Below are 22,342 nucleotides of genomic sequence, written 5' to 3' on the forward strand. Positions count from 1 at the left end.
CTCTCAATCGTCATTTATTAATTGTTATTATAACGAAAGATGCTACTTTGTTTAATAAAAAAACGTTTTGTTCTTATACTATGAAGAACAAAACGTAACACTCGCTTTTACTTATAAGTACCTCTTCTCACCCACTGCGTTGCAATCCATTTCTCGCCTTTCGTTACAGGTGCCCCTCCATGTAACGTAAGCTCATTTAGTGATTGATCTTGATAAAAATACTCAAAGTATACTGCCATTCCCTTTCTAGGATGTACAGAAAGATTTAATTTCGGGAAGTACGTTTCCCCGCCTTCTTCTACATCATTTAAGTACATTACAAGCGTACTAATACGATTGTTAGCAGCTGATCTACTATGTTCCGCAAAATAATCATAGTGTGCTTTATATTGTTGATCCACTTCATAATTTAAAATGTGCAATCCTTCACCATGCGACGCAGGAACATTCATGATAGATGAAATTCGTTTTTCAATCTTTGAAGTAAGTTCATTGTCTTCCAAAAATGCACCGCTACTTGTTCGAATATCATTTACATCACGTGATGAACCAACTTTAGAACGCTTCATTTTATTTTTAGACATTTCAATCAATTTATCACACTCTTCATCACTTAGTACATTTGCTAATACGACAATAAGAGGTTCTTCGAATTTTGAAATAATGTGTATTTCTCTATCTTCTGTCATAATCGTATTTCCTTTATGATCAAAAATAGTTTGTTCCTTATTTTCACCTATTTGATTGTTATTTGTCATTTCCCTATTCTCCCTAAAAATAATGATTGGATAGCATGAATATATCATATTCTTTCTACCTTTCTCTTTTTTGAGAAAATTTAAACTTTTAATCATTATATTTATCCATTTCTTCTAAAAAGTCAATTCAATTTATAATAGAAACCCCTGGTTTATCTCCATATATTTCACATATTATCCTTCTATCCAATCGACTATTTTTCCATCCTTTTTTCTATACCGAAAGCTCACCGTATAGAAAGCTTCCTGTTTGAGTTTGCACTGCAACGCAACGAAAATTGAATCATTTTCAAAAACATAATTCCCACTCGCTTCTCCCTTTTCATACTGAAAGAAAAATGCACCTTCTTTTTCTTTTTGCTGTAAGTCTTTTTTTATATCTGTAATAGATCGGTTAAGTAGTTCATCCAGTAAAAACTTTTGTTCTATTTCCATATAAAAATTTTTATCTGTAAGCAGCATATTGGTTTCGTATATAAAAAAAGAAGTTAATAAAATAAGAAAGATGATCGTTCCAGGCATTGTAAACCCATTTTGCCCTCTCATACATTCATTTCCATTTCACTATATCGCATAACTACCCCTTCATATATTTTCCCACTAGTATCTTTCACATTTATAATGAGTACATGAGGTGTTAGTTTGTAAGAAACCGTTCCAATATTTTGTAAAACAACTTCTCTCCCACGCCTATTTACCTTTCTTATAAGACGACTATTCTCTTTTTCATATGATACTTCACTCCCATTACGCGATCGGAATCTTAAAATACTTTCTCCATTTTCAAATGCTAGCTGTTCTCCAGATGATACTTCACGAAACTCCAATTGCGTTTGACCTAAAAACACATCCCACTCCCAATCATTTAATCCTTTTGACTGTTTATTTTCCATTTCAATGAAATGTAGGCGGGGAAAGAGCAAAAAAAATATTGATAATAGAAACAGACATACAATCATTTCTATTAATGAAAAACCAAATTCTAATTTACTTTTTCTCCTACATAAAAGCATTGTTCCACCATTCTTTCTTTCACATCTCTCCACATGGTACAAACTTCATTGCCTCCCCAATATGTGTAATACACAATTCCATTCATATTCTTTTCTATTATTCGCTTTTCTTCATTTCCATACATATATATAGCTGCTTCTTTTTTTAATAACCCAGATGCCTTATAACGAATTTGTATATTTTTTCTTTCTTGCATAACTAATACTGTTTGCGGTAGTAGTAACGATACAGCCATCATTAAAACACTTAACGACACAATCATTTCAGCCATTATGGACCCTTTTTGACATTTCACGATACGTAAATCTCCCTCTTCCAAGCTGAAATACAATTTCATATTTATAATTTCGATACGAAATTATAATCGTACCACCTCTATTAATATTTCCACTTGGGTTATATGTCATCGGGTTTGGAAACGTATGCAAATCAATTTGTATATCTTCTTCATACTCCCGCTTGACGATATAATACTTTGTACCTAACTCTTTTATAGCATACAAATTTCTATCTTTATACCAACGTAATGTATAGTGCTTTTGACGGTTTATCGCTAATTGCTGCATATACAAAACATCATTTGAAAACTGTCTCAAAAATTGTTCAACTTTTTGTCGCTCGTATAAGGAATGAACACTAAAATACGTAACTATACTCAATACAGAAATAGCAAATAAAACGAGTAACATCTCTAAAAAAGTAAACCCCTGTTGTTTCACAATGTCCTAATTGATACTGTGCCATCATCTGAAATATGAATAGATTCGCCATTCGGACACTTATCAATTGTAATATACTTTTCATCTATCAGTTCTTTTAACGATGGAATTTTATTATGTTGTAATTGATATACTTGTATTTGCGCTTCTATAGATTTCACGTAAGCTGCACACCCTTTTCCTTGGATCGATGAGCGCTGTGTAACTACATTCGGAATAATTAATAGTAATAATATAGTTATGACAACCATTACTAATAGCATCTCTAACAGAGTAAATCCTTCCTCATTCTGCATACAAATGCCTCCTAAATAGAATTCATCATTTGAAACATCGGCATAATCATCGCTAAATACATAAGGACAACGATTCCTCCAATACATGTAAATAAAATAGGCTGAATGATAACTACCATATGTTTAATTTTCCGTTCCATCTTTTCCATAATAAGATCGCTATAGTCACCTAATTCAATCGCTAAATTACCGTTTGCTTGTCCATGCGTAATAACATAAGAAAGTTCTTTCTCGTAATACCCACTTTTAGCAATGATAGATTGTAACTGTTCTCCTCCAATTAATTGTCTTTCAATTCGGCTCGCTTCATATTGAAAGAACGGATGATATCTTTGCTCCATCATTATTGTTAAAGCTTCGCATACTGATAGTCCACCATTTAATAAACCACTCAACTGAGTAGCAAAATAATGTGAATGCTTTAAAATAAGAAATGTTTTGATGAAGGGAATACGATGCATGATTTTTACCTGTCTAATATGTGGAAGTTTCCTAAAATACAACATATATAAACTACATCCAATAATAACAGTTACAATAGCGGTTAAAATAATGTAAGGTAGCATTTTTATTGCACTTAAAATTTGTTCTGTAAGTAGTGGTGTATTAGAACCGAACGAACTATAAACCATTTCAACCTGAGGTAATAAGATGAGGTTGAAAATAAAAAGCATGATTAGTAGAAAAAACACCAAAAACATAGGATACTGCATTATTTTCATCATGTCTCTCCTATACTTATCTTTCTTATAAAGAAGTGCACTTCCTTGTTGCAAAGCGAAAGAAATATCACCATGTTGCTCGGCATAAAATAAATAACTTAACATGTCCTGATGAAACCTTAACTGATGAAAAGAATCGTGTAGACTTTTCCCATCTTTTAATCCCTCAACCATGCGTTGCAATTGTACTTTCTTTTCTACAGGTAATTGAAACTGTAAAAATTCTAATGCTTGTAAAAGAGAGTAGCCTTTTTCTAATAATTCTCCTAAACGTTTCAACAATACTACTTGATTACTTAAACTCCAAGTTTTCTTAAACATAAACATCATCTTCTAAAAACCCTAAAGCATATCCTTTTCGTATTGACGATTCTAAAGTCTCATGTTTGTAAGTAACACATTCTCCATTCGCTTCTTTAAGCGCTTGTTTTAACTCATACCCATATAGCAGCTCATAAATGCTTGCTTGCCTTACTTGCCTCATTGATTTACATAAAGTTGAGCACTTCCCTCTGCAAAACGGACATTTCAATTCGACAAGTCGCTGTGCAGCTACAGCCAATAAAGACTGTTCAATCTCTTGCCTCGTTATACCATAATCCATGAAACGAATGATTGCTCCTTTCGCATCATTCGTATGCAGCGTTGTCATTACTAAATGTCCTGTCAAACTTGCTCTTATAGCTATTTTTGCTGTTTCTTCATCACGGATTTCACCGACTAAAATAATATCTGGATCATGACGTAAAATAGCCTTTAATCCTGTTTCATATGTAAGACCCGCTTTTTCATTTATTTGAATTTGTAATACATCGTCACTTCTTTTTTCAACCGGATCTTCAAGTGTAATGATACGACGTGTTTTCTTTTTTCTAATTACCTCTAATAATGCATACATTGTCGTTGTCTTCCCAGAACCAGTCGGTCCAGTAAACACGAGTAGCCCCTGTGAATAGCGTAAAAACGAGAGTAGTTTTGCTGCCGTACTTGGAAATAACGAAAGATGTGATAAGGGCTGAACAGATGCTTGTAAATGAAGGCGAATAACGAGACTTTCTTGATATACTGTTGGAAGTGTTGAAAGGCGTAAATACACTTCTTGTCCATCAATTTGCAAATACAACGAACCATTCTGTGGCTTCCGTTTCTCTCCTATATCCATAGATGCTAAAAATTTAAAATGTGAGACAAGTTTTTCTCCAAACTCCTTTTCAATACATTGTCTCGTCATTAAATCTTTTCCTATACGTAGTTGCACCGCTACATCCTTCTGCCGGGGCACAATATGTAAATCTGACGCTTGTACCCTACACGCTTCTTTTAAAATTGTATTCGCAAAAATTTCAATCCCATTCATCACTTTTCCCTCCTCACTATGTATATAGCATGAAAACATGCACAATAAAAATTTGGATTTTTGTATTTTCAATAGAGTAAAAAGGAAAAATATGTTTGTGAAATTATGAACAATTTCCGAATTATTGTCTGAAATTACCTATACTCATGTTTATCTGTATTATAATGTTATTATCTTGGATAAAGTGATAAAGGTGGAGATCCTCATGGAACAAGCTTTAAAAATTACAGGTGTTTTAGCTGACCCAACTCGTTATTACATTTATAAATATATTTCGCAAAAACATAGTTACGTAACTGTACAAGAAATTGCAGATGAATTCGATATTCATCCAAACGTAGCACGTTTACATTTATCTAAATTAGAAGATGTTCATATGCTTAAATCGGAAACAAAGAAAACTGGAAAAGGCGGAAGACCAAGCAGATTATATGTCTTATCTGAAGATGTTATTCAATTGCAATTTCCATTCCGTGATTATCAATTGTTAGCAAGAATAGCATTTAATTCTTTACTTAGCCTTGGCGCTGCTGGTGAGAAAGCGCTATACGAAACAGGAAAACAATTCGGGGCCGAATTAATGCAACAACATATGCAACGTTTAAATGTGAGTGAAGGTGCTTTAACAGTAGAACAAAAAGTTCAAATTGCAAAAGAAGCTTTCTCAACAGCCGGCTTATCACCTGCATTTGAATTAAGTGCAGATGGAACAAAAATTTTCTATGATGTACACAATTGTCCATTTAAAGAAGTGGCTGTTCATCATCCAACTGAAATTTGTAACATGCACGGAGATATGATGAAAGGAATTTTTGAAATCCTATTCCCTAACATGGAATTAACTCGAAATGATAGTCTATTAGATGGATGTAAATCTTGTAATTATAAACTAACAATTTAATTTCTCATATAAAAAGAAGCCAATAATAATTGGCTTCTTTTTATATGAATGAATATTTACAATAGTAAGAAAAATAAACTATAATGAAAAGAGGTTTTACTTTTTCTAGAAAAGGAGGGAAATAGCATGGATCGCATGTTTCGCGTTCTCGGCTTTTGGACTGGAATTTTCTCGGTTATGTTTTACGTAGGAGATATGCAACAGGCTGCACTACTATTTTTAGGACAAACAGGTTTCTTCGTACTTTTAAGCTATTTAAAATTAACAGAGCGTATGTATATATACGTATTCGGGGCATATTTAACTGTTTTCTTCATAGGATTTACATACTACACGACATTTTTACTTGTCCCTGGGGCTGGACATTAAAAGATGGCATTTTGCCATCTTTTTTTTAATCCCGGAATTTCCTAGTTGACTTATAGGTTTTATTACCTTATATTCTATATAACAGATTGGAATTAGGGGGAATCAACATGAATACACTGCTTGTCGGAATTAACGTTGCAGTCATGCTCATCTTAGTTGGCATATTATATTATATGCAACGTAAGCATGTATCTTTTAATAAACGTGTATTTACCGCTTTAGGAGTCGGAATTTTATTCGGTCTTATATTACAATTCATTTATGAGCCAACTTCTAAAGTAATTATTGAATCAAATACTTGGTTTGGCTTAATTGGTAACGGTTATGTGAAATTACTTCAAATGATCGTTATGCCACTTATTTTAGTATCTATTATTTCAGCATTTACAAAATTACAGTTAACGAAAAACCTTGGTAAAATTAGTGGTCTTATTATCGGAATTTTAATTCTTACTACAGGAATCGCTGCAGCTGTCGGTATCGCTGCAAGTGCAGGATTTGATGTATCTGCAACAGGCCTACAACAAGGTGATGCAGAATCTGCTCGTCTGAAACTAGTTGAAGAAAGATTTACTTCTATTGAAAAGACAACAATTCCAGATAAATTATTAGAGCTATTGCCTACAAATCCGTTTCTTGATTTAACAGGCGCTCGTCCAACATCAACAATTTCTGTCGTAATATTTGCAGCCTTTATCGGCATTGCCTTTATAGGTGTAAAACGAAAATATCCAGAACAAGCAGAGCTATTTAAGAAAATGCTTGATGCTGTATATGCAATCGTAATGCGTATGGTAACATTAATTTTACGCCTTACTCCATACGGCGTATTAGCTCTTATGGCAAAAACAGTTGCTGGTAGCGATATAAATGCTATTTTAAAGCTTGGTAACTTCGTGTTAGCCTCTTATGTAGCACTTATCGTAATGTTTATCATTCACTTATTATTAATTGCATTGTCTGGTTTAAATCCAATTCAATATTTGAAAAAAGTGTTCCCTGTACTAACTTTTGCATTCACATCTCGCTCTAGTGCTGGTGCGATGCCATTAAATATTGAAGCTCAAAAAGAAAAGCTTGGTATCTCCGAAGGAATTGCAAACTTCGCAGCTTCATTTGGGGTATCTATCGGACAAAACGGTTGCGCAGGTATTTATCCAGCAATGCTTGCAATGATGGTCGCTCCAACTGTAGGAATTGATCCATTACAACCACAATTTATTTTAACTTTAATCGCTGTTGTTGCTATTAGCTCATTCGGTGTTGCCGGAGTTGGTGGCGGTGCAACATTCGCAGCTTTAATCGTACTATCTACAATGAACTTACCAATCGGTATTGTTGCTCTAGTTATCTCAGTTGAGCCATTAATCGATATGGGTCGTACAGCTCTTAACGTAAGTGGTTCTATGACAGCAGGTCTTATTTCAAGTAAATGGCTTGGTGAATTAGATCAAGATACGTACAATCAAGACGATACAAAAACTGGTGAAATTGCTTCATAATGAAAGAAAGACGCTAACATACAATTGTTAGCGTCTTTTTTATTCCGTTCCCTCTTTATAGATCTTATCTTGAGAATTATCACTCCAAGTATTCTTTTAATTGCTCTTTTAACTCTTCCTCAATCTCATAACAAGATTCATCAGCGAGTTCCCCTACTTTCTTACTACCCAAAATGTTTGATTGAATTGGCATTCCTAAAAAGATTCTTTCGCATTTCCAAATTGGTATATTGTAAAATCCAATCATCTCTTTTTCTTCATCTAATATAGCTATAGCAACTGATGAATAATAACCCACCTCAAAGGGATTCTCTTTTTCTCTTGCAAATCCCATATCTAATTCCATGTTTTTTTCTATGTATAAATGCGAATACTCTTTATAAAGTTTAAGTGATATCCGTTCTATTTCCTTCTCCATGCATTGAATTTTCTCTTTCAATTCCAGTGTAAAATCTCGTTCTGTATACTTCATCTCCGCCTCCTTAAACATAGAAAAAGAGAATACAATAATATATTCTCTTTCCTCAAATATATTTCATTATCTCACAGCCCGTCCTTTTCACAAATAACCATTTTGTTCGCACCATTTATGAAATTGTCCTACGTCCACCCCAACTAACACGATATCCTTTAGCTCTACATCAATGATTTGTTCTCCAATTACAATAGCAAACTGCGATGCTAATTTTGTCTCGTTTTTTTTTACAATTCCAATTCGGTTCCGATGCGGTCCATCTTTTATATATGCTTTTTGTCCTACAATATCAAAGTTCAAGATTTTCACCTCTTTTACTGCGCTCAAATTGGAAATACGATCTCCACCTCGGAAAATTTCCTTTCATTGCACTATTTCTCTATATATATGACGAAACAATAAAAGAGTCCTTCCTTCTTTACAATTATTTTTTCTTTGTTTCATTTTTGTGATTGAAACGTAAAGTTTATAATAAAATACACTTGGAAGCGCTTTCTATGTAATTTTTTGTGTTATAATATAAAAGTAGAACTTCGTAAAGAGGGTTAAAAAAATGAATACAAAAATGATAAAAAAAGTAATTGAAGCATTAAAAGTATATGGCTTTCAGGATGTATCATTCTGTGACAAAACGAGGCAATTTTTATTTCATAACGAAACCGATATTATGAGCGGCTATGCAGAAATAACATATAGTAGTCAATTTGAAAAATTCAACGTACAAATTCATCCAATTGAAACACATCACCAAGCAGAGTTACAAGAGGTTGAAAGACATATACAAGCTTGTATAAGAAAAGTGGAATATTTAAACGCACTTCTTACCGGGCAGACAAAACTAGATGATAAAATTATTATTATGTAAAAAAAGAACGTGATCCAATCACGTTCTTTTTTCATTATATGTTCATCTTTTCCTTTAGTTGTAATCCTGTAACAGATTCTAATACATCCATCGATTCTCCAAATGTCATATCAAAAATTGTATTGTCCTCTATGTACGGAAACTGTCTGAAACGCTTTTCTAACACCTTTACAGCATCTGATGTAAAGTTTGCACTATCAATTCCAAATTCTGTTTCAAGAAGAACGATCCAATCTAACACATGAAAACCTAATCCATTGACGAATGCAATAAGTTTTTCTTCTGGGTTTGAAGATAAGAATACTTGGCGTTCCATCTCACTAAAAAGTTCTTCTCCTAAGATTTCAGCTAACTCATCATCATGTTCACGTTCAACAAGTTCTTCGTAGCCGTAATCATCCACAAGCTCTTCTACTTCTTCACTATCCTGACAAAGCAATTGACTAAGAAGTGCCTCTTTCTTAAATTCACTATTTTGTACGACTTCTAAAAAGCTCGTTTCCCATCCATTTTCTAATTTCATATTATGTACTCCTTTATATACGTTTCTTATCATCACTGTACCCAAAAGATCACTTTTATAACCTTTTAGGTAGTTACATTATTTCACATGATTCATAACATAAGATGCAAACTCAGCTACATCTCCTTCAAAAATATTTATTTCTGGCAAGTGATAGAACGTTGTTTGGAGCGGATTTCCTGCATGATATACATATATCGTTTTCTCTAGCGCAATCGCCATTCCAAACTCTGTATGGCTCCCGTTTCCGCCATCTAATATAAGTAAAAACACATCCGCTTCTTTTACAGCATTTTGTTCTGCCTGACCAATTTCTCTTAATTGTTCTTGATTCGCTGCTCTTTCGTTTTTGGCCCAATCATATGTATGGTGCCATCCTGCATGTTTCAGTTCATTTGCTACGGAACGTACAAGATGTTTATTTTGGAAACCTGAGGCGATATAAAAATTCATTTATATACACTCCTTCATTATGTATGGGGAAACTCCTTTTTAGCGTTATTTGTTATAGCTATAATAAAGAACAACTTCAAAAAAAATCCCCATCTTTAAAACTTATTTGCGTTTAAATGATGGGATGCTTCATGGTCTTCTTTTATTTTTTGTTTTTTATAACTTTCATCAGCTAACATTTCTAGTTCAGCTGTTATCTCTGACTTTTCAAGCTCTCTTTCTTGCGAAAATTTCCTTGAAATATAAACAATAACACTACCAACGTACAACACAAAGCATATAATAAGTGCAGTATTTTCATAGAGACTTAGCTCCAACACAGTCACTCCTAATCCATTCGTATTTTCACGCCTCATTAATTGGAATTTCTCTATTAACCCAGTTATTATCCCGCTATTTGAGGGCAGTAAGACTCCCTCCTCAAATTTCAGTAAAAGTAAAGAAGTTAGATGTGGGATGCACCCAACTGATTAAAGTTTCACTTTATTGTAACATAAAAATATCAATTCTTGGAATCTTTCACCCTACTAAAAGAGGCATGATTGTTTCATCATGCCTCTGAAATATTTTGAATGATTGTTTGAATTGCTTCTTTTCCATTATATTTTTTTAGTGCTGTTTTATACTTCTCATTATTTTGATTCAATTCTTCGACATACTTTATCAGAGATTTTACAGTTACATCTTCTTCATATAATACGGAGGCATACCCTTGCCTTTCAAAGGACTCTGCATTTAATATTTGATCTCCACGGCTTGCAAATTTCGATAATGGAATTAAAACCATCGGCTTTTGTAATGTTAAAAATTCAAAAATTGCGTTGGAGCCCGCGCGTGAAATAACAAAATCTGTTACCGCTAATATATCCGGCAGTTCTCCATGTACATATTCAAATTGGCTATATCCTTCTTTATTTTGTAAACTTTCATCAAGGTTACCTTTTCCGCAAAGGTGAACAATTTGATACTTTTTAAGAAGTTCTGGTAATGCTTCTCGAGCCGTATCATTAATTTTCTTCGCGCCCAAGCTGCCTCCCATAATCGTAATAATTGGCTTTTTACGTGAAAAACCTAAAAATGCTAAACCTGTTTCAGGATTTCCCTTCAGCACTTCTTCACGTACAGGAGATCCCGTATATATTACTTTTCCTTTCGGTAAATGCTTCGCTGCTTCTTCAAATGTAACAAATATTTTCGAAGCAAAACGAAGCGCAATTTTATTTGCTAGTCCTGGCGTCATATCAGATTCATGTAATAAAACTGGTACTCTATTTAGCCATCCTCCAATTACGACTGGTACAGATACGAAACCGCCTTTTGAAAAAATCACATCTGGTTTTAGTTTTCGAATCCTTACATACGCATCCATAACACCCTTCATTACAAGAAAAGGATCTTTTATATTTTTCAAATCAAAATAACGACGTAGCTTTCCACTCGAAATACTATAGTAGGGAATGCCTTCCTTTTCTATAATCGTTTTCTCAATACCTTGATGAGAACCAATATAAGAGATATCCCAGTTGTCTTCCTGTAAATGTGGGATAATGGCTAAATTAGGTGTTACATGTCCTGCCGAACCGCCACCTGTAAAGACTATTTTCTTCATACGTCTCCCCCTTCTAGACTATAATACACTAAAATATCTTGCCTCAGGGTGAGAAAATACCATAGCCGTTACGGACGCTTCTGGCTCCATCATGAATCCTTCTGTTAATGAAATACCTATTTCCTCTGGATGAATTAAGCGAAATAGCTTTTCTTGATCTGCAAGTTCTGGACACGCCGGATAACCAAATGACACGCGTATTCCTCTATATTTCGTACGGAAACGTTCTTCCATCGTCAGTTCAGGTGAGTCTGGAATGCCCCAGCGGTCACGAATGAGCATATGTGTTTTTTCAGCAAGTCCTTCTGCTAATTCAAGCGCTAACGATTGAATGGCATGACTACGTAAGTAATCACCTTTCGCCTTCCACTCTTCAGCAATGTCCCGAACTCCTTCCCCAACCGTAACAGATAAGAAAGCAACATAGTCCATCTCATCTCCAATTGGGCGCAAATAATCGCCTAAAGTACGATAGGGGGCCTTTCCTTGTCTAGGGAACGTGAAACGCTCTATAACACGCGTATGATCTTCTGGATCATATATTACAATGTTTTGTCCATCGCTTTGCGCTGGAAAAAATTGATACACTGCTTTTGGCTTTAACCAAGATTGTCCTTCTTGCAATAATTCATCTATTAAATCATTTAATTCATGCGCTCTCTTATCTCCCTCTTTCAAAAGCTTCTTCACATTTCCTTTTAATCCAAGGTGATGCCCAAGTAGCATTTGTCTATTTAAAAATGGAGCGAGATGAAGGGCGGGAATATCGCGTAATACAATTCGTTTTGTTGAATCAGGCACGATAACCTCAGCCTTTGGTAATGGCTCAATTACTGCTGGAATTTCTACTTTCTTCTCCTCTTTTTTTACGATATGAAGATGCCGTTCTTTCTTATCCTGTTTCATCTTCTCACGCTCTTCTTCTTTTTGAAGCTTATTAATAATATCGAGCCCCGTCATCGCATCACTCGCATAACAAACGAGCCCTTTATATGATGGTGAAATCCGATTATCTGTAAACTTTCTCGTTAATGCTGCACCACCTACAACAATGGGAACATCAATATTTGCAGCTTTTAAATCTTCAGCAGTCGTTACCATTTGTTGCGCTGATTTTACTAATAAACCTGAAAGTCCTATAATGTCCGGATTCTTTTCTTGTACTTCTTGAACAATTCGATCTGAACGTACATTAATTCCTAAATTAATAATCTCATATCCGTTATTCGCTAAAATAATTTCAACGAGATTTTTCCCAATATCATGCACGTCACCTTTTACAGTTGCTAATAATACTTTCCCTTTTTTCGCACTATCACTAGATTCCATATATGGCTCTAAATAACTTACAGCAGCTTTCATACTTTCGGCACTTTGCAATACTTCAGCAACAATAAGTTCATTATTATTAAATAGTCGTCCTACCTCGTCCATCCCTGTCATAAGCGGACCGTTAATAATATCAAGAGGTTTTCTTCCTTCTTCAAGTGCAAGACTTAAATCCTCGTGTAATCCTTGTTTCGTACCTTCTACAATATAATTTGCTAGTCTTTCATCAAGCGTTAACGTTTCTTGCACAACGACATCTTTCTTTTTAGCGACTCGGTAAAAGTTTGTAAATTCTTCTAACGTCTCTTTAGTCGTTTCAAACAGTAATGCATCTGCAAGGTGTTTTTCTTCCTCTGGAATCGACGCATAGCGTTCTAATTTTTCCGTATTAACAATCGCGTAATCTAATCCAGCCTTCGTAGCATGATATAAAAAGACGGAATTCAATACTTCACGTCCAGCTGGTGGTAAACCAAATGATATGTTACTTACACCTAAAATCGTTAAACACTCTGGTAACGCTTCTTTAATAAGACGAATTCCTTCTATAGTCGCTGCCGCTGAACCAATATATTCTTCATCACCTGTCCCTACTGGAAACACAAGTGCATCAAAAATAATATCTGACGGACGTATTCCATATTTCGTCGTTAATAATTCGTAACTTCTTTTTGCAATTTCTAATTTTCTTTCAGCACTTACTGCCATACCATCTTCATCGATTGTACCAACTACAATTGCAGCACCATACTTACGAAGAAGCGGTGTTACCTTTTCAAAACGCTCTTCTCCATCTTCTAAATTAATAGAGTTGATAACAGCTTTTCCTTGAATATAAGTAAGTGCTCTTGCCATAACATTTTCATCCGTTGAATCAATCATAATCGGTACTTTTAACACTTTCGTAACTTCTGTCAAAAATTTCTCCATATCTTCTATTTCATCACGATCAGGATCTGCCATACAAATATCAATAATATGAGCATTTTTCTTCACTTGCGCCCTTGCCACTTCAGCAGCCTCTTCAAATTTCCCTTCTGCTACTAATCGTTTAAATTTACGTGATCCAATAACATTCGTTCTTTCACCTACAAATAACGGTCTCATAGACTCATCGTATTGAAGTGCCTCCAATCCACTAATTCCATGTCCTTCTCTCTCATGATGGTCACGAGGCTTAAGAGATGCTAGCGCGGATTTCATTGCTTTTATATGTTCTGGTGTCGTGCCACAACAACCACCGATAATATTAACCCATCCTTCTTCAGCAAATCGCTTCACCTTTTCAGCAAGAGAAGATGGAGATTCATGGTAATGTCCATCTTCATCAGGAAGACCTGCATTTGGATAACAAGAAATGTAACACTCCGATAAATCAGATAGTGAACGAATATGGTTCCTCATAAACTCCGGACCAGTCGCACAGTTTAATCCAACAGATAATGGTTTCATATGTTCTACTGATAAATAAAAAGCTTCAATTGTTTGCCCAGCCAGAGTCGTTCCCATTGGCTCAATCGTTCCTGAAATCATAATAGGAACCGTTTTTTTCATTTCTTCAAAAGCAGCTTGAATTCCAATATAAGCTGCTTTCACGTTACGCATATCTTGACTCGTCTCAACGAGTAATACATCAACTTCTCCTTTTAACAATCCTCGTGCCTGCCTTGTATAAGCCTCAATCAATTCTTCAAAAGTCACACCACCTGTAACACTAATTGCTTTCGTTGTTGGTCCCATTGCTCCCGCAACATATACTTCCTTCCCGCTTTCTTTAACAGCTTGCTTCGCCAAAAGTGCTGCCTTTTCATTTAGTTCTTCATCTAAATGAGACAGCTCATAATCACTTAGTACAATATTCGTTGCCCCAAATGTATTTGTTTCAATAATATCCGCTCCAGCTTCAATATAAGCTTTATGAATTTTTAAAATAACGTCTGGTCTTGTTTCTACTAAATATTCATTACAGCCCTCGTACTCTTCTCCTCCGAAATCTTCAGCAGTTAAATCCTCTTGCTGAATCATTGTCCCCATTGCCCCATCTAATATTAAAATGCTATTCTGTAATTTTTCTTCTATACACTTCATCAATTAATACCTTCTTTCACTTCTTGCTTTTCTCTTACATATTTAACAAGATGTTCTGTAATTTCATACTTTAAAAATGGTGTAATAAGATAAATACCATTAAAATATTTCATCGCTATGTCGATTAATTCTTGCGAAATGCGAATCCCTTCCTCAATTGCTGCCTCTTTCGTTTCGTGTCCATCCATTCTCTCTCTTATTTCTTCAGGAAGAGTAATACCCGGCACCTCAAAATGAAGAAAATCTGCATTCCGCTTACTTACTAACGGCATAATTCCAATAAAAATAGGTTGTTCCAAATGCTTTGTCGCTTCATACACTTCTTCAATTAGCGCGATATCGTAAATTGGCTGAGTTAAAAAATACTCCGCTCCAGCATCTATTTTTCGTTCCATTCGCTTAACCGCTGCTTTTAAGTGCCTCACGTGAGGATTAAATGCGCCGCCTACAGAAAACCTTGTCGCCGGTCCAATTGATTTCCCTAAAATTGAACGTCCATCGTTCATTTCTTTAATCATTTTAATGAGCTCAATAGAGGATAAATCATATACAGAAGTTGCACCGGGAAAATCACCAACGCGCGCTGGATCACCAGTTAAAGCTAACACTTCTTCCATCCCTAACGCCGATAAACCTAACAAATGAGATTGTAGTCCAATGACGTTATGATCTCTACACGTTAAATGTGTCAATACTGGGATATCATGCTTGGTTAATAACGCACCCATTGCCATATTCGAGATGCGAGGCGATGCTAATGAATTATCTGCTAGAGTAATAGCATCTGCTCCCGCTCTTTTTAACGCTCTTGCTCCTTCAAAAAAACGCTGTGTATCTAACGTTTTCGGTGGATCTAATTCTACTACAACTGTCGTTTGTTTTTTCGCTTTCTCTGCTAGAGTGACGTGAGCCTTCGAACGTTTCTCATGCGTATGAACGACTTTCGGCCTTTGAATCGTGTCTTTTTCTATTACAGGGGTAATATTCGCAACAGCGTGCTTCATACTTTGAATATGTTCTGGAGTCGTACCACAACAACCACCCAATAATCGAATACCTTGCTCAATAAATCTCGGTGTCATCGCTTCAAAATAAGCTGGGCTTCCCTCATATACATAACGTCCCTCCACATAATTCGGGAGACCTGCATTTGGGTATGCTGATAAATAGCCATTTTGCGGAATCGATATCATTTTGAAAGCTTCCGTCATATGAAGCGGCCCTAGTTGACAATTCAATCCAACAACATTTGCACCGCAATCTATAAGTTGCTTTAATATTTCATTGACATCATTTCCATTTTGAGTCGTACCTGCTTCATGTAACGCTAATTGAGCAACAATTGGAATATTCGTTTGCTTACGCAATACTTTAACGGCATGAAGTAATTCAAATTCATCGTAAAAAGTTTCTAATAGTAATCCATCAACCTGTTCTTCTAGTAAAGCCCCTGCCTGTTCAAGTAGCATAAACTCCCTTTCCATATCAGTCGTTGTAACAGCTCCGATGTGTTTCATACCACCAATTGTTCCTAAAATTGCATTTCTGTCTGTAACAGATGCTTTCGCCAGTTTTACTGCGGCTCTATTAATTTCTGTAACTTGATTTTCTAAACCATACATACGTAATTTCGTCTCATTTGCCCCATACGTATTCGTTTGAATTACATCTGCTCCAGCAGCTACATATTGTTTATGAATCGATATAATTAAGTCTGGATCAGATACATTCAATTCTTCAAAGCTACTTTGCAAACCATGTGAATGCAATAACGTCCCAACCGCACCATCACCTATTACAATTCCTTTTGATAATAAATCTAGTAATTTCACGAATCTCCCTCATTTCTATCAATATAAAAACCCCCTCTTCACTTTGAAGAGGGGGACATAATCGTTCCTCCTCTTATTATGCAAAACATTCGTTTTGCAGGTATTAGCACCGTTTCAAACATTTCGTTTGAAGGTTGCCGGGTTTCACAGGGCCTTTCCCTCCACCGCTCTCAATAAGAGTTGTCTTTATTATTTTATTTATGTAGCTAAAAGGAAATGCGTTCCCCTTTTAACAATGTTTGTTAATTTTTTAATAAATTTAGCATGCACAAAAGTAAAAGTCAATGATACTTGCGGAAAAATAAAAATTATTTAAAATAAACTTGCAATTCAATTATCTTTTGTTGTAAAGTTAAAAACATAATAAAAATTTCATACGAACATTCTTATCTAGAGAGGTAGAGGGACTGGCCCTATGACGCCTCAGCAACCATTAACAGTTTGTTAATAAGGTGCTAATTCCAGCAAATTGTGAAAGATTTGACAGATGAGAAGAAGACTCTATTCAAACCGAAAGCCTTCTTCTTAGAAGGCTTTTTTTATTTTATATTCACTTAATGTTTCAATTTAAAAAGGAGGAATTTTCACATGTCAACAATCGAAACGAAACTAGCACAAATCGGAAATCGCAGTGAAACTACAACAGGAACGGTTAATCCACCGGTTTATTTCTCAACCGCTTATCGTCACGAAGGAATTGGTAAATCTACTGGCTTTGACTATTCACGAACTGGCAATCCAACTCGCGGTCTTTTAGAACAGGCGATCGCAGACTTAGAATATGGCGAACAAGGTTATGCCTGTAGTTCAGGGATGGCGGCTGTTCTCCTCGTCCTTTCTCTATTCCACTCTGGAGACGAACTTATTGTATCTGAAGATTTATACGGAGGAACGTATCGATTATTTTCTGAGCACGAAAAAAAGTGGAATGTTCGATGTAGATACGTAAATACACAATCTATTAAACAAATTGAGCAAGCTATCACAACTGAAACGAAGGCTATTTTCATAGAAACTCCAACTAATCCATTAATGCAAGTTACTGATATTGCTGCTGTCGCAACTGTAGCGAAAAGGCACGGACTACTTCTTATTGTAGACAACACATTCTACACACCTTATATACAGCAACCATTAACAGAAGGTGCTGACATTGTACTCCATAGCGCAACGAAATATTTAGGGGGACATAACGATGTACTAAGCGGACTTGTCGTTGCAAAAGGAATGGAACTTTGCGAGGAAATCGCTCATTATCATAATGCATCAGGCGCGGTTTTAAGCCCATTTGACTCATGGTTATTAATTCGCGGTATGAAAACGTTAGCGCTTCGCATGAGACAACATGAAGAAAATGCGAAAGCAGTTGTTGCATATTTAAATGATGAAAACGGGGTGACAGATGTATTTTATCCAGGAAGAGGCGGCATGATTTCATTCCGCCTTAAAGATGAAGCTTGGATTAATCCATTCTTACAATCTTTATCCTTAATTACATTTGCAGAAAGTCTTGGTGGTGTAGAAAGTTTAATAACTTATCCAGCAACGCAAACACATGCTGATATTCCTGAAGATATTAGAACAGCAAACGGTGTATGCAATCGTCTTCTTCGATTCTCCGTTGGCATTGAAAATAGTAACGATTTAATTCAAGACTTAAAGCAAGCCATTAAACTCGTAAAAGAAGGTGTAAAAATATGAGCTATTCTATAGATACACTCTTACTACACAACCAATATAAACATGACTCACAAACGGGCGCTGTGAACGTTCCCATTTATAACACATCAACTTTTCACCAGTTTGATGTAGATACGTTCGGAAAATATGACTATAGCAGGTCAGGAAATCCAACTCGTGAAGCTCTTGAAGATATCATTGCTTTATTAGAAGGTGGAACAAAGGGATTCGCCTTTGCATCAGGCATTGCAGCGATTTCCACTGCATTCCTCCTTCTTTCACAAGGTGATCACGTACTCATTTCAGAAGATGTATACGGAGGCACTTACAGAGTGATAACTGAGGTACTCTCCCGTTACGGTGTTTCACATACATTTGTTGATATGACCAATTTAGAAGAAATAAAACAAAACATTAAACCAAATACAAAGCTCTTTTATGTAGAAACACCTTCTAACCCACTTTTAAAAGTGACAGATATCCGCGAAGTTTCTAAACTTGCAAAATCTATTGGCGCTCTTACTTTTGTTGATAATACTTTTTTGACACCACTATTCCAGAAACCACTTGAACTTGGAGCTGATGTCGTTCTTCATAGTGCTACAAAATTTATTGCTGGTCATAGTGATGTTACTGCCGGATTAGCAGTAGTAAAAGATGCAGAACTCGCTCAAAAGCTTGGATTTTTACAAAATGCATTCGGTGCTATTTTAGGGCCTCAAGATTGTTCTCTCGTACTTCGTGGCCTAAAAACATTGCATGTACGCCTCGAGCATTCAGCTAAAAATGCCAATAAAATTGCACATTATTTACAAGAGCACACTAAAGTACAAAATGTCTATTATCCTGGATTACAAACGCATCTCGGATTTGATATTCAACAATCTCAAGCAACATCAGCTGGAGCGGTCTTATCGTTTACTTTGCAGTCAGAAGATGCACTCCGCCAATTTTTGTCAAAAGTAAAATTACCCGTTTTTGCAGTTAGTTTAGGAGCGGTAGAGTCAATTCTTTCTTACCCAGCAAAAATGTCACATGCAGCACTGTCGCAAGAAGCTCGTGATGAAAGAGGGATCTCTAATTCATTACTTCGGTTATCAGTTGGCCTTGAAAATGTTGACGATTTAATATCCGATTTTGAAAATGCCCTTTCTTATGTAGAAGAACCTGTAAATGTATAGAATGAATAGAAGATATGAAATTAAGTTTTCATATCTTTTTTTATGCTGTCTACCATACTCGTTTTAGTGCTTTTCTGTCTATATAGTTCATTAAAAAATAAAATTTTTATCTATTTCCAAGTAATTTATTAATTGATATATTAAGAAATAAAAAAGGAGCAAAAATAATGGATACTTGTACAGATATTTTAATCGTTATCGATTTACAAAATGGAGTATGTTATAGCGGAGAGCATTTATTTGATTTACAGAACTTACTAACAAAAGTAAATCAAAGAATTTCTTCATACAGAAAATTAAATAAACCAATCCTTTTTGTTCAACATTGTGATGATGATTTAGTACCCGAGAAAGAAAATTGGGCTATTCATACCGATCTAGATGTTCAAGAACAAGATTTTTTTGTAAGAAAAACACATGCAAATTCATTTTATAAAACAAACTTAAAAGAAATTTTAGATCAATTATCTGTAAAGCGCATTGAATTTTTTGGTGCCCAAACAGAGTACTGTATGGATGCTACGATTAAGTTTGCCCACGGACTGGGATACGAAAACTTTATGGCACAGAAAACAACCTCTACGTTGAAGAATCCTTTTATGTCCGCAAAAGAGACGATTGATTTTTACGAGAACATATGGAATCACAGGTTTTTAACGTTGCTAAAAGATGAATTTTAGAATAAATGACTAATGACTTGATTATCCTAAGATTTATCAGCTGTAATCAAATATTTCGTTATCATCATAAAGAAGCGAATTACATTCAGCTTCTTTTCTTTTAAACTGTTTTATATTCTATATATATCATTACAATTCCTTTGTCATATTATTTTAAAAATTTTGTATATTCATTTGAAAGAATAAGAAAATCATGATAAAATTGTGTTACAAATATATCTATATCTTTCAATTTTTAAAACGCATCGAAATTTTCACCCAAAAATTTTATTTTACAAAAACGTGCTAATTTACCTATTTTATTTACATCAGGGTCTCTTTTCTTACAATTTCTTTACTTTAAGACTTTTTTTCTGCAACAACTATTTTCTTTTCTTTAAATTTTTGGTATGTATAGTATGGTATAATAGCTCACACGGAGGTGGAAAAGAACATGTTAGAAACCTTTCAAAAAGAATTAGAACTATATGAAAGTAATGCAGAATTATTAAAAGTACTAGCTCATCCTGTTCGTTTATGTATCGTAAAAGGATTAATTGAGCGCGGTCCAAGCAACGTTTCTACAATGTATACTGGCTTAAACATGCCACAATCTACAATTTCACAGCATTTAGCAAAATTAAAAAGCGCTAAAATCGTTTCTAGTGAAAGAAAAGGATTAGAAATTTATTACAAAGTAGAGAACGAAACAATAATTCAACTCGTTCGCGTATTATTAGGTTAGGGACTAATAATCAAAGAAAAAGAACGTATTCTATATTTTTCATCTCATATCTTTAATATAAATATATATCATGAGAGGAAATATATAATACTACATAAGTCGTATTAAAAAACAAGACACAGTATATACTGTGTCTTGTTTTTTTATATTGTTACATACTGCTCCAAATGCAAATGTTGCATATCTTTTGTATGTATAACAACATCAAACGCACTCCCTACTCCTCCATTCAAAATCATAGAACGAACTGCTCGATTTTTTTTTTGCGTTTCAGAAAAAGGATTCGTATCTTGATGGCTCGTAAGCTGTTCTAATATTCCTGCAGCTAACAAGAACTCAGATTGTTTCTTATGCCATACTGCACTCATTCCCTGCAGACTAAACATCTCAGTTAGCTCGTCCCAATGAATATGAGTAGTAAGATCCATTTCACCTGGATACGCTAGTGGGTTTCGTATTAGCTTATGCTGATAATACCCTCGCAAACTTCCTTCACGGTGTGCTGGATGCATCCATTCTTCTTTTGTGTATCCGTAATCAACTGTAATACATATACCTTTTTGAAACCATTTCGCAATTTCTTTTATATACTCCTCCATCACAATTGGTACTTCAAAACGTTGCCCTTCAGCAATATGAATATTATATTTCAATAAATATCGACCAATTCTTTTATCTAACGGCCTACATACTTCTGAAAGGTTTCCTTCCTCTGTATATGTAATACGTACTTCATACAACATACCATTTCTTTTCTCAATTATTTCAACAGGAAATGCATCAAACAACTCATTCGAAAAAAGAATTCCCTCGAAAGAATCTCCCATTTCACTATAGGAGGTATAGTACGATACATTAGAAAATGAGCCAAGTTGCTCCTGCTGTAATTTCCTATGAAAAGGGCTCACTTCAATCATTGAATAGTTTAAATCAATAAAGGTTTTTGGAGATAATTGCTTCCATTCTTGTAAAACATCATAGGCAAACTTTCCAGTTCCCCCACCAACCTCACAAATATTCGAAGCAACTTCACCATTTTCAACAAGACGAATAAAAAGTTTAGCAAAAGTTTTTGCAAAAACAGAGGATACATTGCTACTTGTAAAAAAATCCCCTTTTCTTCCAATCTTTTCACGTTCTTTCATATAATATCCATGACCTTCTGTATACAATACAAGGTTCATATACGTACTATATGAAATTGAATAATCCTTTTCTTTCCCCATCCATTCTCTTAAAATGAGCTCCATTCCCATAATGACTCC

At 34.9% G+C, this 22,342-nt stretch carries 25 protein-coding genes and 2 riboswitches; of the genes, 8 read left to right on the forward strand and 17 right to left on the reverse strand.

Going from position 1 to position 22,342, the window contains the following annotated elements; genetic code table 11:
* Nucleotides 1-107: 107 nt before the first annotated feature.
* The 8 genes from CN409_RS16100 to comGA all read right to left on the reverse strand — a co-directional run bounded on the left by CN409_RS16100 (nucleotide 108) and on the right by comGA (nucleotide 4,866).
* Nucleotides 108-758, reverse strand: a complete 651-nt coding sequence (locus tag CN409_RS16100; RefSeq protein ID WP_000183866.1) for a 2OG-Fe(II) oxygenase — start codon at nucleotides 756-758, stop codon at nucleotides 108-110.
* Between the two features lie 174 nt (nucleotides 759-932).
* Nucleotides 933-1,304 carry a competence type IV pilus minor pilin ComGG gene (comGG, locus tag CN409_RS16105; RefSeq protein WP_001214886.1) on the reverse strand — a complete coding sequence of 124 codons (372 nt, stop codon included), beginning with the start codon at nucleotides 1,302-1,304 and terminating at the stop codon, nucleotides 933-935.
* Nucleotides 1,301-1,771: a competence type IV pilus minor pilin ComGF gene (comGF, locus tag CN409_RS16110; RefSeq protein WP_000923110.1), complete on the reverse strand. Its 471-nt coding sequence runs from the start codon at nucleotides 1,769-1,771 to the stop codon at nucleotides 1,301-1,303. The genes comGG and comGF overlap by 4 nt, the downstream gene beginning before the upstream one ends.
* On the reverse strand, nucleotides 1,741-2,043 hold the full coding sequence (locus tag CN409_RS16115; protein ID WP_000829465.1) for a hypothetical protein: 303 nt from the start codon (nucleotides 2,041-2,043) through the stop codon (nucleotides 1,741-1,743). The genes comGF and CN409_RS16115 overlap by 31 nt, the downstream gene beginning before the upstream one ends.
* A complete protein-coding gene (comGD, locus tag CN409_RS16120; protein ID WP_002082168.1) occupies nucleotides 2,036-2,491 on the reverse strand; it encodes a competence type IV pilus minor pilin ComGD in 456 nt (151 codons plus the stop codon). Before comGD ends, CN409_RS16115 begins: the two co-directional genes overlap by 8 nt.
* Nucleotides 2,488-2,787, reverse strand: coding sequence for a competence type IV pilus major pilin ComGC (gene comGC, locus CN409_RS16125; protein ID WP_001178680.1), 300 nt, complete (start codon nucleotides 2,785-2,787; stop codon nucleotides 2,488-2,490). Before comGC ends, comGD begins: the two co-directional genes overlap by 4 nt.
* Nucleotides 2,788-2,798: 11 nt before the next feature.
* Entirely contained in the window at nucleotides 2,799-3,836 is a 1,038-nt protein-coding gene (gene comGB / locus CN409_RS16130; protein WP_003257965.1) for a competence type IV pilus assembly protein ComGB, read from the reverse strand.
* Complete coding sequence (comGA, locus tag CN409_RS16135; protein WP_001013181.1) at nucleotides 3,823-4,866, reverse strand: competence type IV pilus ATPase ComGA; 1,044 nt, start codon at nucleotides 4,864-4,866, stop codon at nucleotides 3,823-3,825. Before comGA ends, comGB begins: the two co-directional genes overlap by 14 nt.
* Nucleotides 4,867-5,071: 205 nt before the next feature.
* Here comGA and CN409_RS16140 point away from each other — a divergent pair, with 205 nt between their 5' ends.
* The 3 genes from CN409_RS16140 to CN409_RS16150 all read left to right on the forward strand — a co-directional run bounded on the left by CN409_RS16140 (nucleotide 5,072) and on the right by CN409_RS16150 (nucleotide 7,638).
* A complete protein-coding gene (locus CN409_RS16140) occupies nucleotides 5,072-5,767 on the forward strand; it encodes a helix-turn-helix transcriptional regulator (protein WP_000434110.1) in 696 nt (231 codons plus the stop codon).
* 126 nt (nucleotides 5,768-5,893) lie between these two features.
* Nucleotides 5,894-6,136 carry a DUF2626 domain-containing protein gene (locus tag CN409_RS16145; protein ID WP_000375619.1) on the forward strand — a complete coding sequence of 81 codons (243 nt, stop codon included), beginning with the start codon at nucleotides 5,894-5,896 and terminating at the stop codon, nucleotides 6,134-6,136.
* Between the two features lie 107 nt (nucleotides 6,137-6,243).
* Nucleotides 6,244-7,638, forward strand: coding sequence for an L-cystine transporter (locus CN409_RS16150; RefSeq protein ID WP_063675679.1), 1,395 nt, complete (start codon nucleotides 6,244-6,246; stop codon nucleotides 7,636-7,638).
* 79 nt (nucleotides 7,639-7,717) lie between these two features.
* On the opposite strand, the gene CN409_RS16155 is transcribed toward CN409_RS16150, so the two are convergent.
* Together CN409_RS16155 and CN409_RS16160 are read right to left on the reverse strand one after the other, a co-directional pair.
* Nucleotides 7,718-8,110, reverse strand: coding sequence for a hypothetical protein (locus tag CN409_RS16155; protein WP_063675680.1), 393 nt, complete (start codon nucleotides 8,108-8,110; stop codon nucleotides 7,718-7,720).
* A gap of 87 nt (nucleotides 8,111-8,197) precedes the next feature.
* Nucleotides 8,198-8,413, reverse strand: a complete 216-nt coding sequence (locus tag CN409_RS16160; RefSeq protein ID WP_001008326.1) for a DUF3912 family protein — start codon at nucleotides 8,411-8,413, stop codon at nucleotides 8,198-8,200.
* 253 nt (nucleotides 8,414-8,666) lie between these two features.
* On the opposite strand from CN409_RS16160, the gene CN409_RS16165 reads away from it, so the two are divergent.
* Complete coding sequence (locus CN409_RS16165; protein ID WP_001093240.1) at nucleotides 8,667-8,978, forward strand: hypothetical protein; 312 nt, start codon at nucleotides 8,667-8,669, stop codon at nucleotides 8,976-8,978.
* 34 nt (nucleotides 8,979-9,012) lie between these two features.
* Here CN409_RS16165 and CN409_RS16170 read toward each other — a convergent pair whose 3' ends face one another.
* The 6 genes from CN409_RS16170 to CN409_RS16195 form a co-directional block, all read right to left on the reverse strand.
* Nucleotides 9,013-9,501, reverse strand: a complete 489-nt coding sequence (locus tag CN409_RS16170; protein ID WP_000764263.1) for a hypothetical protein — start codon at nucleotides 9,499-9,501, stop codon at nucleotides 9,013-9,015.
* Nucleotides 9,502-9,579: 78 nt separating this feature from the next.
* Complete coding sequence (locus tag CN409_RS16175; protein WP_001012339.1) at nucleotides 9,580-9,954, reverse strand: nucleoside 2-deoxyribosyltransferase; 375 nt, start codon at nucleotides 9,952-9,954, stop codon at nucleotides 9,580-9,582.
* 95 nt (nucleotides 9,955-10,049) lie between these two features.
* Nucleotides 10,050-10,310 (reverse strand): DUF3966 domain-containing protein, encoded by a 261-nt coding sequence (locus CN409_RS16180; protein ID WP_001250699.1) that lies wholly within the window; start codon nucleotides 10,308-10,310, stop codon nucleotides 10,050-10,052.
* Between the two features lie 194 nt (nucleotides 10,311-10,504).
* Complete coding sequence (locus CN409_RS16185) at nucleotides 10,505-11,563, reverse strand: undecaprenyldiphospho-muramoylpentapeptide beta-N-acetylglucosaminyltransferase (RefSeq protein WP_063675682.1); 1,059 nt, start codon at nucleotides 11,561-11,563, stop codon at nucleotides 10,505-10,507.
* Nucleotides 11,564-11,581: 18 nt separating this feature from the next.
* Nucleotides 11,582-14,980: a methionine synthase gene (metH, locus tag CN409_RS16190; protein ID WP_086390481.1), complete on the reverse strand. Its 3,399-nt coding sequence runs from the start codon at nucleotides 14,978-14,980 to the stop codon at nucleotides 11,582-11,584.
* Nucleotides 14,980-16,812, reverse strand: a complete 1,833-nt coding sequence (locus CN409_RS16195) for a bifunctional homocysteine S-methyltransferase/methylenetetrahydrofolate reductase (RefSeq protein WP_000770366.1) — start codon at nucleotides 16,810-16,812, stop codon at nucleotides 14,980-14,982. Before CN409_RS16195 ends, metH begins: the two co-directional genes overlap by 1 nt.
* A gap of 70 nt (nucleotides 16,813-16,882) precedes the next feature.
* Nucleotides 16,883-16,992: riboswitch (SAM riboswitch) on the reverse strand.
* Between the two features lie 203 nt (nucleotides 16,993-17,195).
* A riboswitch (SAM riboswitch) is annotated at nucleotides 17,196-17,306 on the forward strand.
* Between the two features lie 94 nt (nucleotides 17,307-17,400).
* Between CN409_RS16195 and metI the strand changes: the two genes are divergently transcribed.
* From metI to CN409_RS16215, 4 genes are all read left to right on the forward strand, one after another.
* A complete protein-coding gene (gene metI, locus CN409_RS16200; protein ID WP_097981592.1) occupies nucleotides 17,401-18,513 on the forward strand; it encodes a cystathionine gamma-synthase/O-acetylhomoserine thiolyase in 1,113 nt (370 codons plus the stop codon).
* Nucleotides 18,510-19,673: a cystathionine beta-lyase gene (metC, locus tag CN409_RS16205; RefSeq protein WP_000122298.1), complete on the forward strand. Its 1,164-nt coding sequence runs from the start codon at nucleotides 18,510-18,512 to the stop codon at nucleotides 19,671-19,673. The genes metI and metC overlap by 4 nt, the downstream gene beginning before the upstream one ends.
* Nucleotides 19,674-19,840: 167 nt before the next feature.
* Complete coding sequence (locus CN409_RS16210) at nucleotides 19,841-20,353, forward strand: cysteine hydrolase family protein (RefSeq protein WP_097981591.1); 513 nt, start codon at nucleotides 19,841-19,843, stop codon at nucleotides 20,351-20,353.
* 433 nt (nucleotides 20,354-20,786) lie between these two features.
* Complete coding sequence (locus CN409_RS16215) at nucleotides 20,787-21,077, forward strand: ArsR/SmtB family transcription factor (protein ID WP_000894377.1); 291 nt, start codon at nucleotides 20,787-20,789, stop codon at nucleotides 21,075-21,077.
* Between the two features lie 143 nt (nucleotides 21,078-21,220).
* On the opposite strand, the gene CN409_RS16220 is transcribed toward CN409_RS16215, so the two are convergent.
* Nucleotides 21,221-22,333: a class I SAM-dependent methyltransferase gene (locus CN409_RS16220; RefSeq protein WP_000525134.1), complete on the reverse strand. Its 1,113-nt coding sequence runs from the start codon at nucleotides 22,331-22,333 to the stop codon at nucleotides 21,221-21,223.
* Between the last annotated feature and the right edge of the window lie 9 nt (nucleotides 22,334-22,342).

This window comes from Bacillus sp. AFS012607, assembly GCF_002558005.1.
Classification (GTDB): domain Bacteria; phylum Bacillota; class Bacilli; order Bacillales; family Bacillaceae_G; genus Bacillus_A; species Bacillus_A thuringiensis_S.

Excerpts from the sequence above, each read along its gene's own strand:
- CN409_RS16215 (WP_000894377.1), top strand. The coding sequence starts at position 20,787 with ATGTTAGAAACCTTTCAAAAAGAATTAGAACTATATGAAAGTAATGCA.
- CN409_RS16145 (WP_000375619.1), top strand. The coding sequence starts at position 5,894 with ATGGATCGCATGTTTCGCGTTCTCGGCTTTTGGACTGGAATTTTCTCG.
- CN409_RS16170 (WP_000764263.1), bottom strand. The coding sequence starts at position 9,501 with ATGAAATTAGAAAATGGATGGGAAACGAGCTTTTTAGAAGTCGTACAA.
- CN409_RS16175 (WP_001012339.1), bottom strand. The coding sequence starts at position 9,954 with ATGAATTTTTATATCGCCTCAGGTTTCCAAAATAAACATCTTGTACGT.
- comGG (WP_001214886.1), bottom strand. The coding sequence starts at position 1,304 with ATGAGAGGGCAAAATGGGTTTACAATGCCTGGAACGATCATCTTTCTT.
- CN409_RS16165 (WP_001093240.1), top strand. The coding sequence starts at position 8,667 with ATGAATACAAAAATGATAAAAAAAGTAATTGAAGCATTAAAAGTATAT.
- comGA (WP_001013181.1), bottom strand. The coding sequence starts at position 4,866 with ATGAATGGGATTGAAATTTTTGCGAATACAATTTTAAAAGAAGCGTGT.
- comGF (WP_000923110.1), bottom strand. The coding sequence starts at position 1,771 with ATGCTTTTATGTAGGAGAAAAAGTAAATTAGAATTTGGTTTTTCATTA.
- metH (WP_086390481.1), bottom strand. The coding sequence starts at position 14,980 with ATGAAGTGTATAGAAGAAAAATTACAGAATAGCATTTTAATATTAGAT.
- metI (WP_097981592.1), top strand. The coding sequence starts at position 17,401 with ATGTCAACAATCGAAACGAAACTAGCACAAATCGGAAATCGCAGTGAA.
- metC (WP_000122298.1), top strand. The coding sequence starts at position 18,510 with ATGAGCTATTCTATAGATACACTCTTACTACACAACCAATATAAACAT.
- CN409_RS16100 (WP_000183866.1), bottom strand. The coding sequence starts at position 758 with ATGACAAATAACAATCAAATAGGTGAAAATAAGGAACAAACTATTTTT.
- comGB (WP_003257965.1), bottom strand. The coding sequence starts at position 3,836 with ATGTTTATGTTTAAGAAAACTTGGAGTTTAAGTAATCAAGTAGTATTG.
- CN409_RS16150 (WP_063675679.1), top strand. The coding sequence starts at position 6,244 with ATGAATACACTGCTTGTCGGAATTAACGTTGCAGTCATGCTCATCTTA.
- CN409_RS16140 (WP_000434110.1), top strand. The coding sequence starts at position 5,072 with ATGGAACAAGCTTTAAAAATTACAGGTGTTTTAGCTGACCCAACTCGT.
- CN409_RS16185 (WP_063675682.1), bottom strand. The coding sequence starts at position 11,563 with ATGAAGAAAATAGTCTTTACAGGTGGCGGTTCGGCAGGACATGTAACA.
- CN409_RS16180 (WP_001250699.1), bottom strand. The coding sequence starts at position 10,310 with ATGAGGCGTGAAAATACGAATGGATTAGGAGTGACTGTGTTGGAGCTA.
- CN409_RS16155 (WP_063675680.1), bottom strand. The coding sequence starts at position 8,110 with ATGAAGTATACAGAACGAGATTTTACACTGGAATTGAAAGAGAAAATT.
- CN409_RS16115 (WP_000829465.1), bottom strand. The coding sequence starts at position 2,043 with ATGGCTGAAATGATTGTGTCGTTAAGTGTTTTAATGATGGCTGTATCG.
- CN409_RS16220 (WP_000525134.1), bottom strand. The coding sequence starts at position 22,333 with ATGGGAATGGAGCTCATTTTAAGAGAATGGATGGGGAAAGAAAAGGAT.
- comGC (WP_001178680.1), bottom strand. The coding sequence starts at position 2,787 with ATGCAGAATGAGGAAGGATTTACTCTGTTAGAGATGCTATTAGTAATG.
- CN409_RS16210 (WP_097981591.1), top strand. The coding sequence starts at position 19,841 with ATGGATACTTGTACAGATATTTTAATCGTTATCGATTTACAAAATGGA.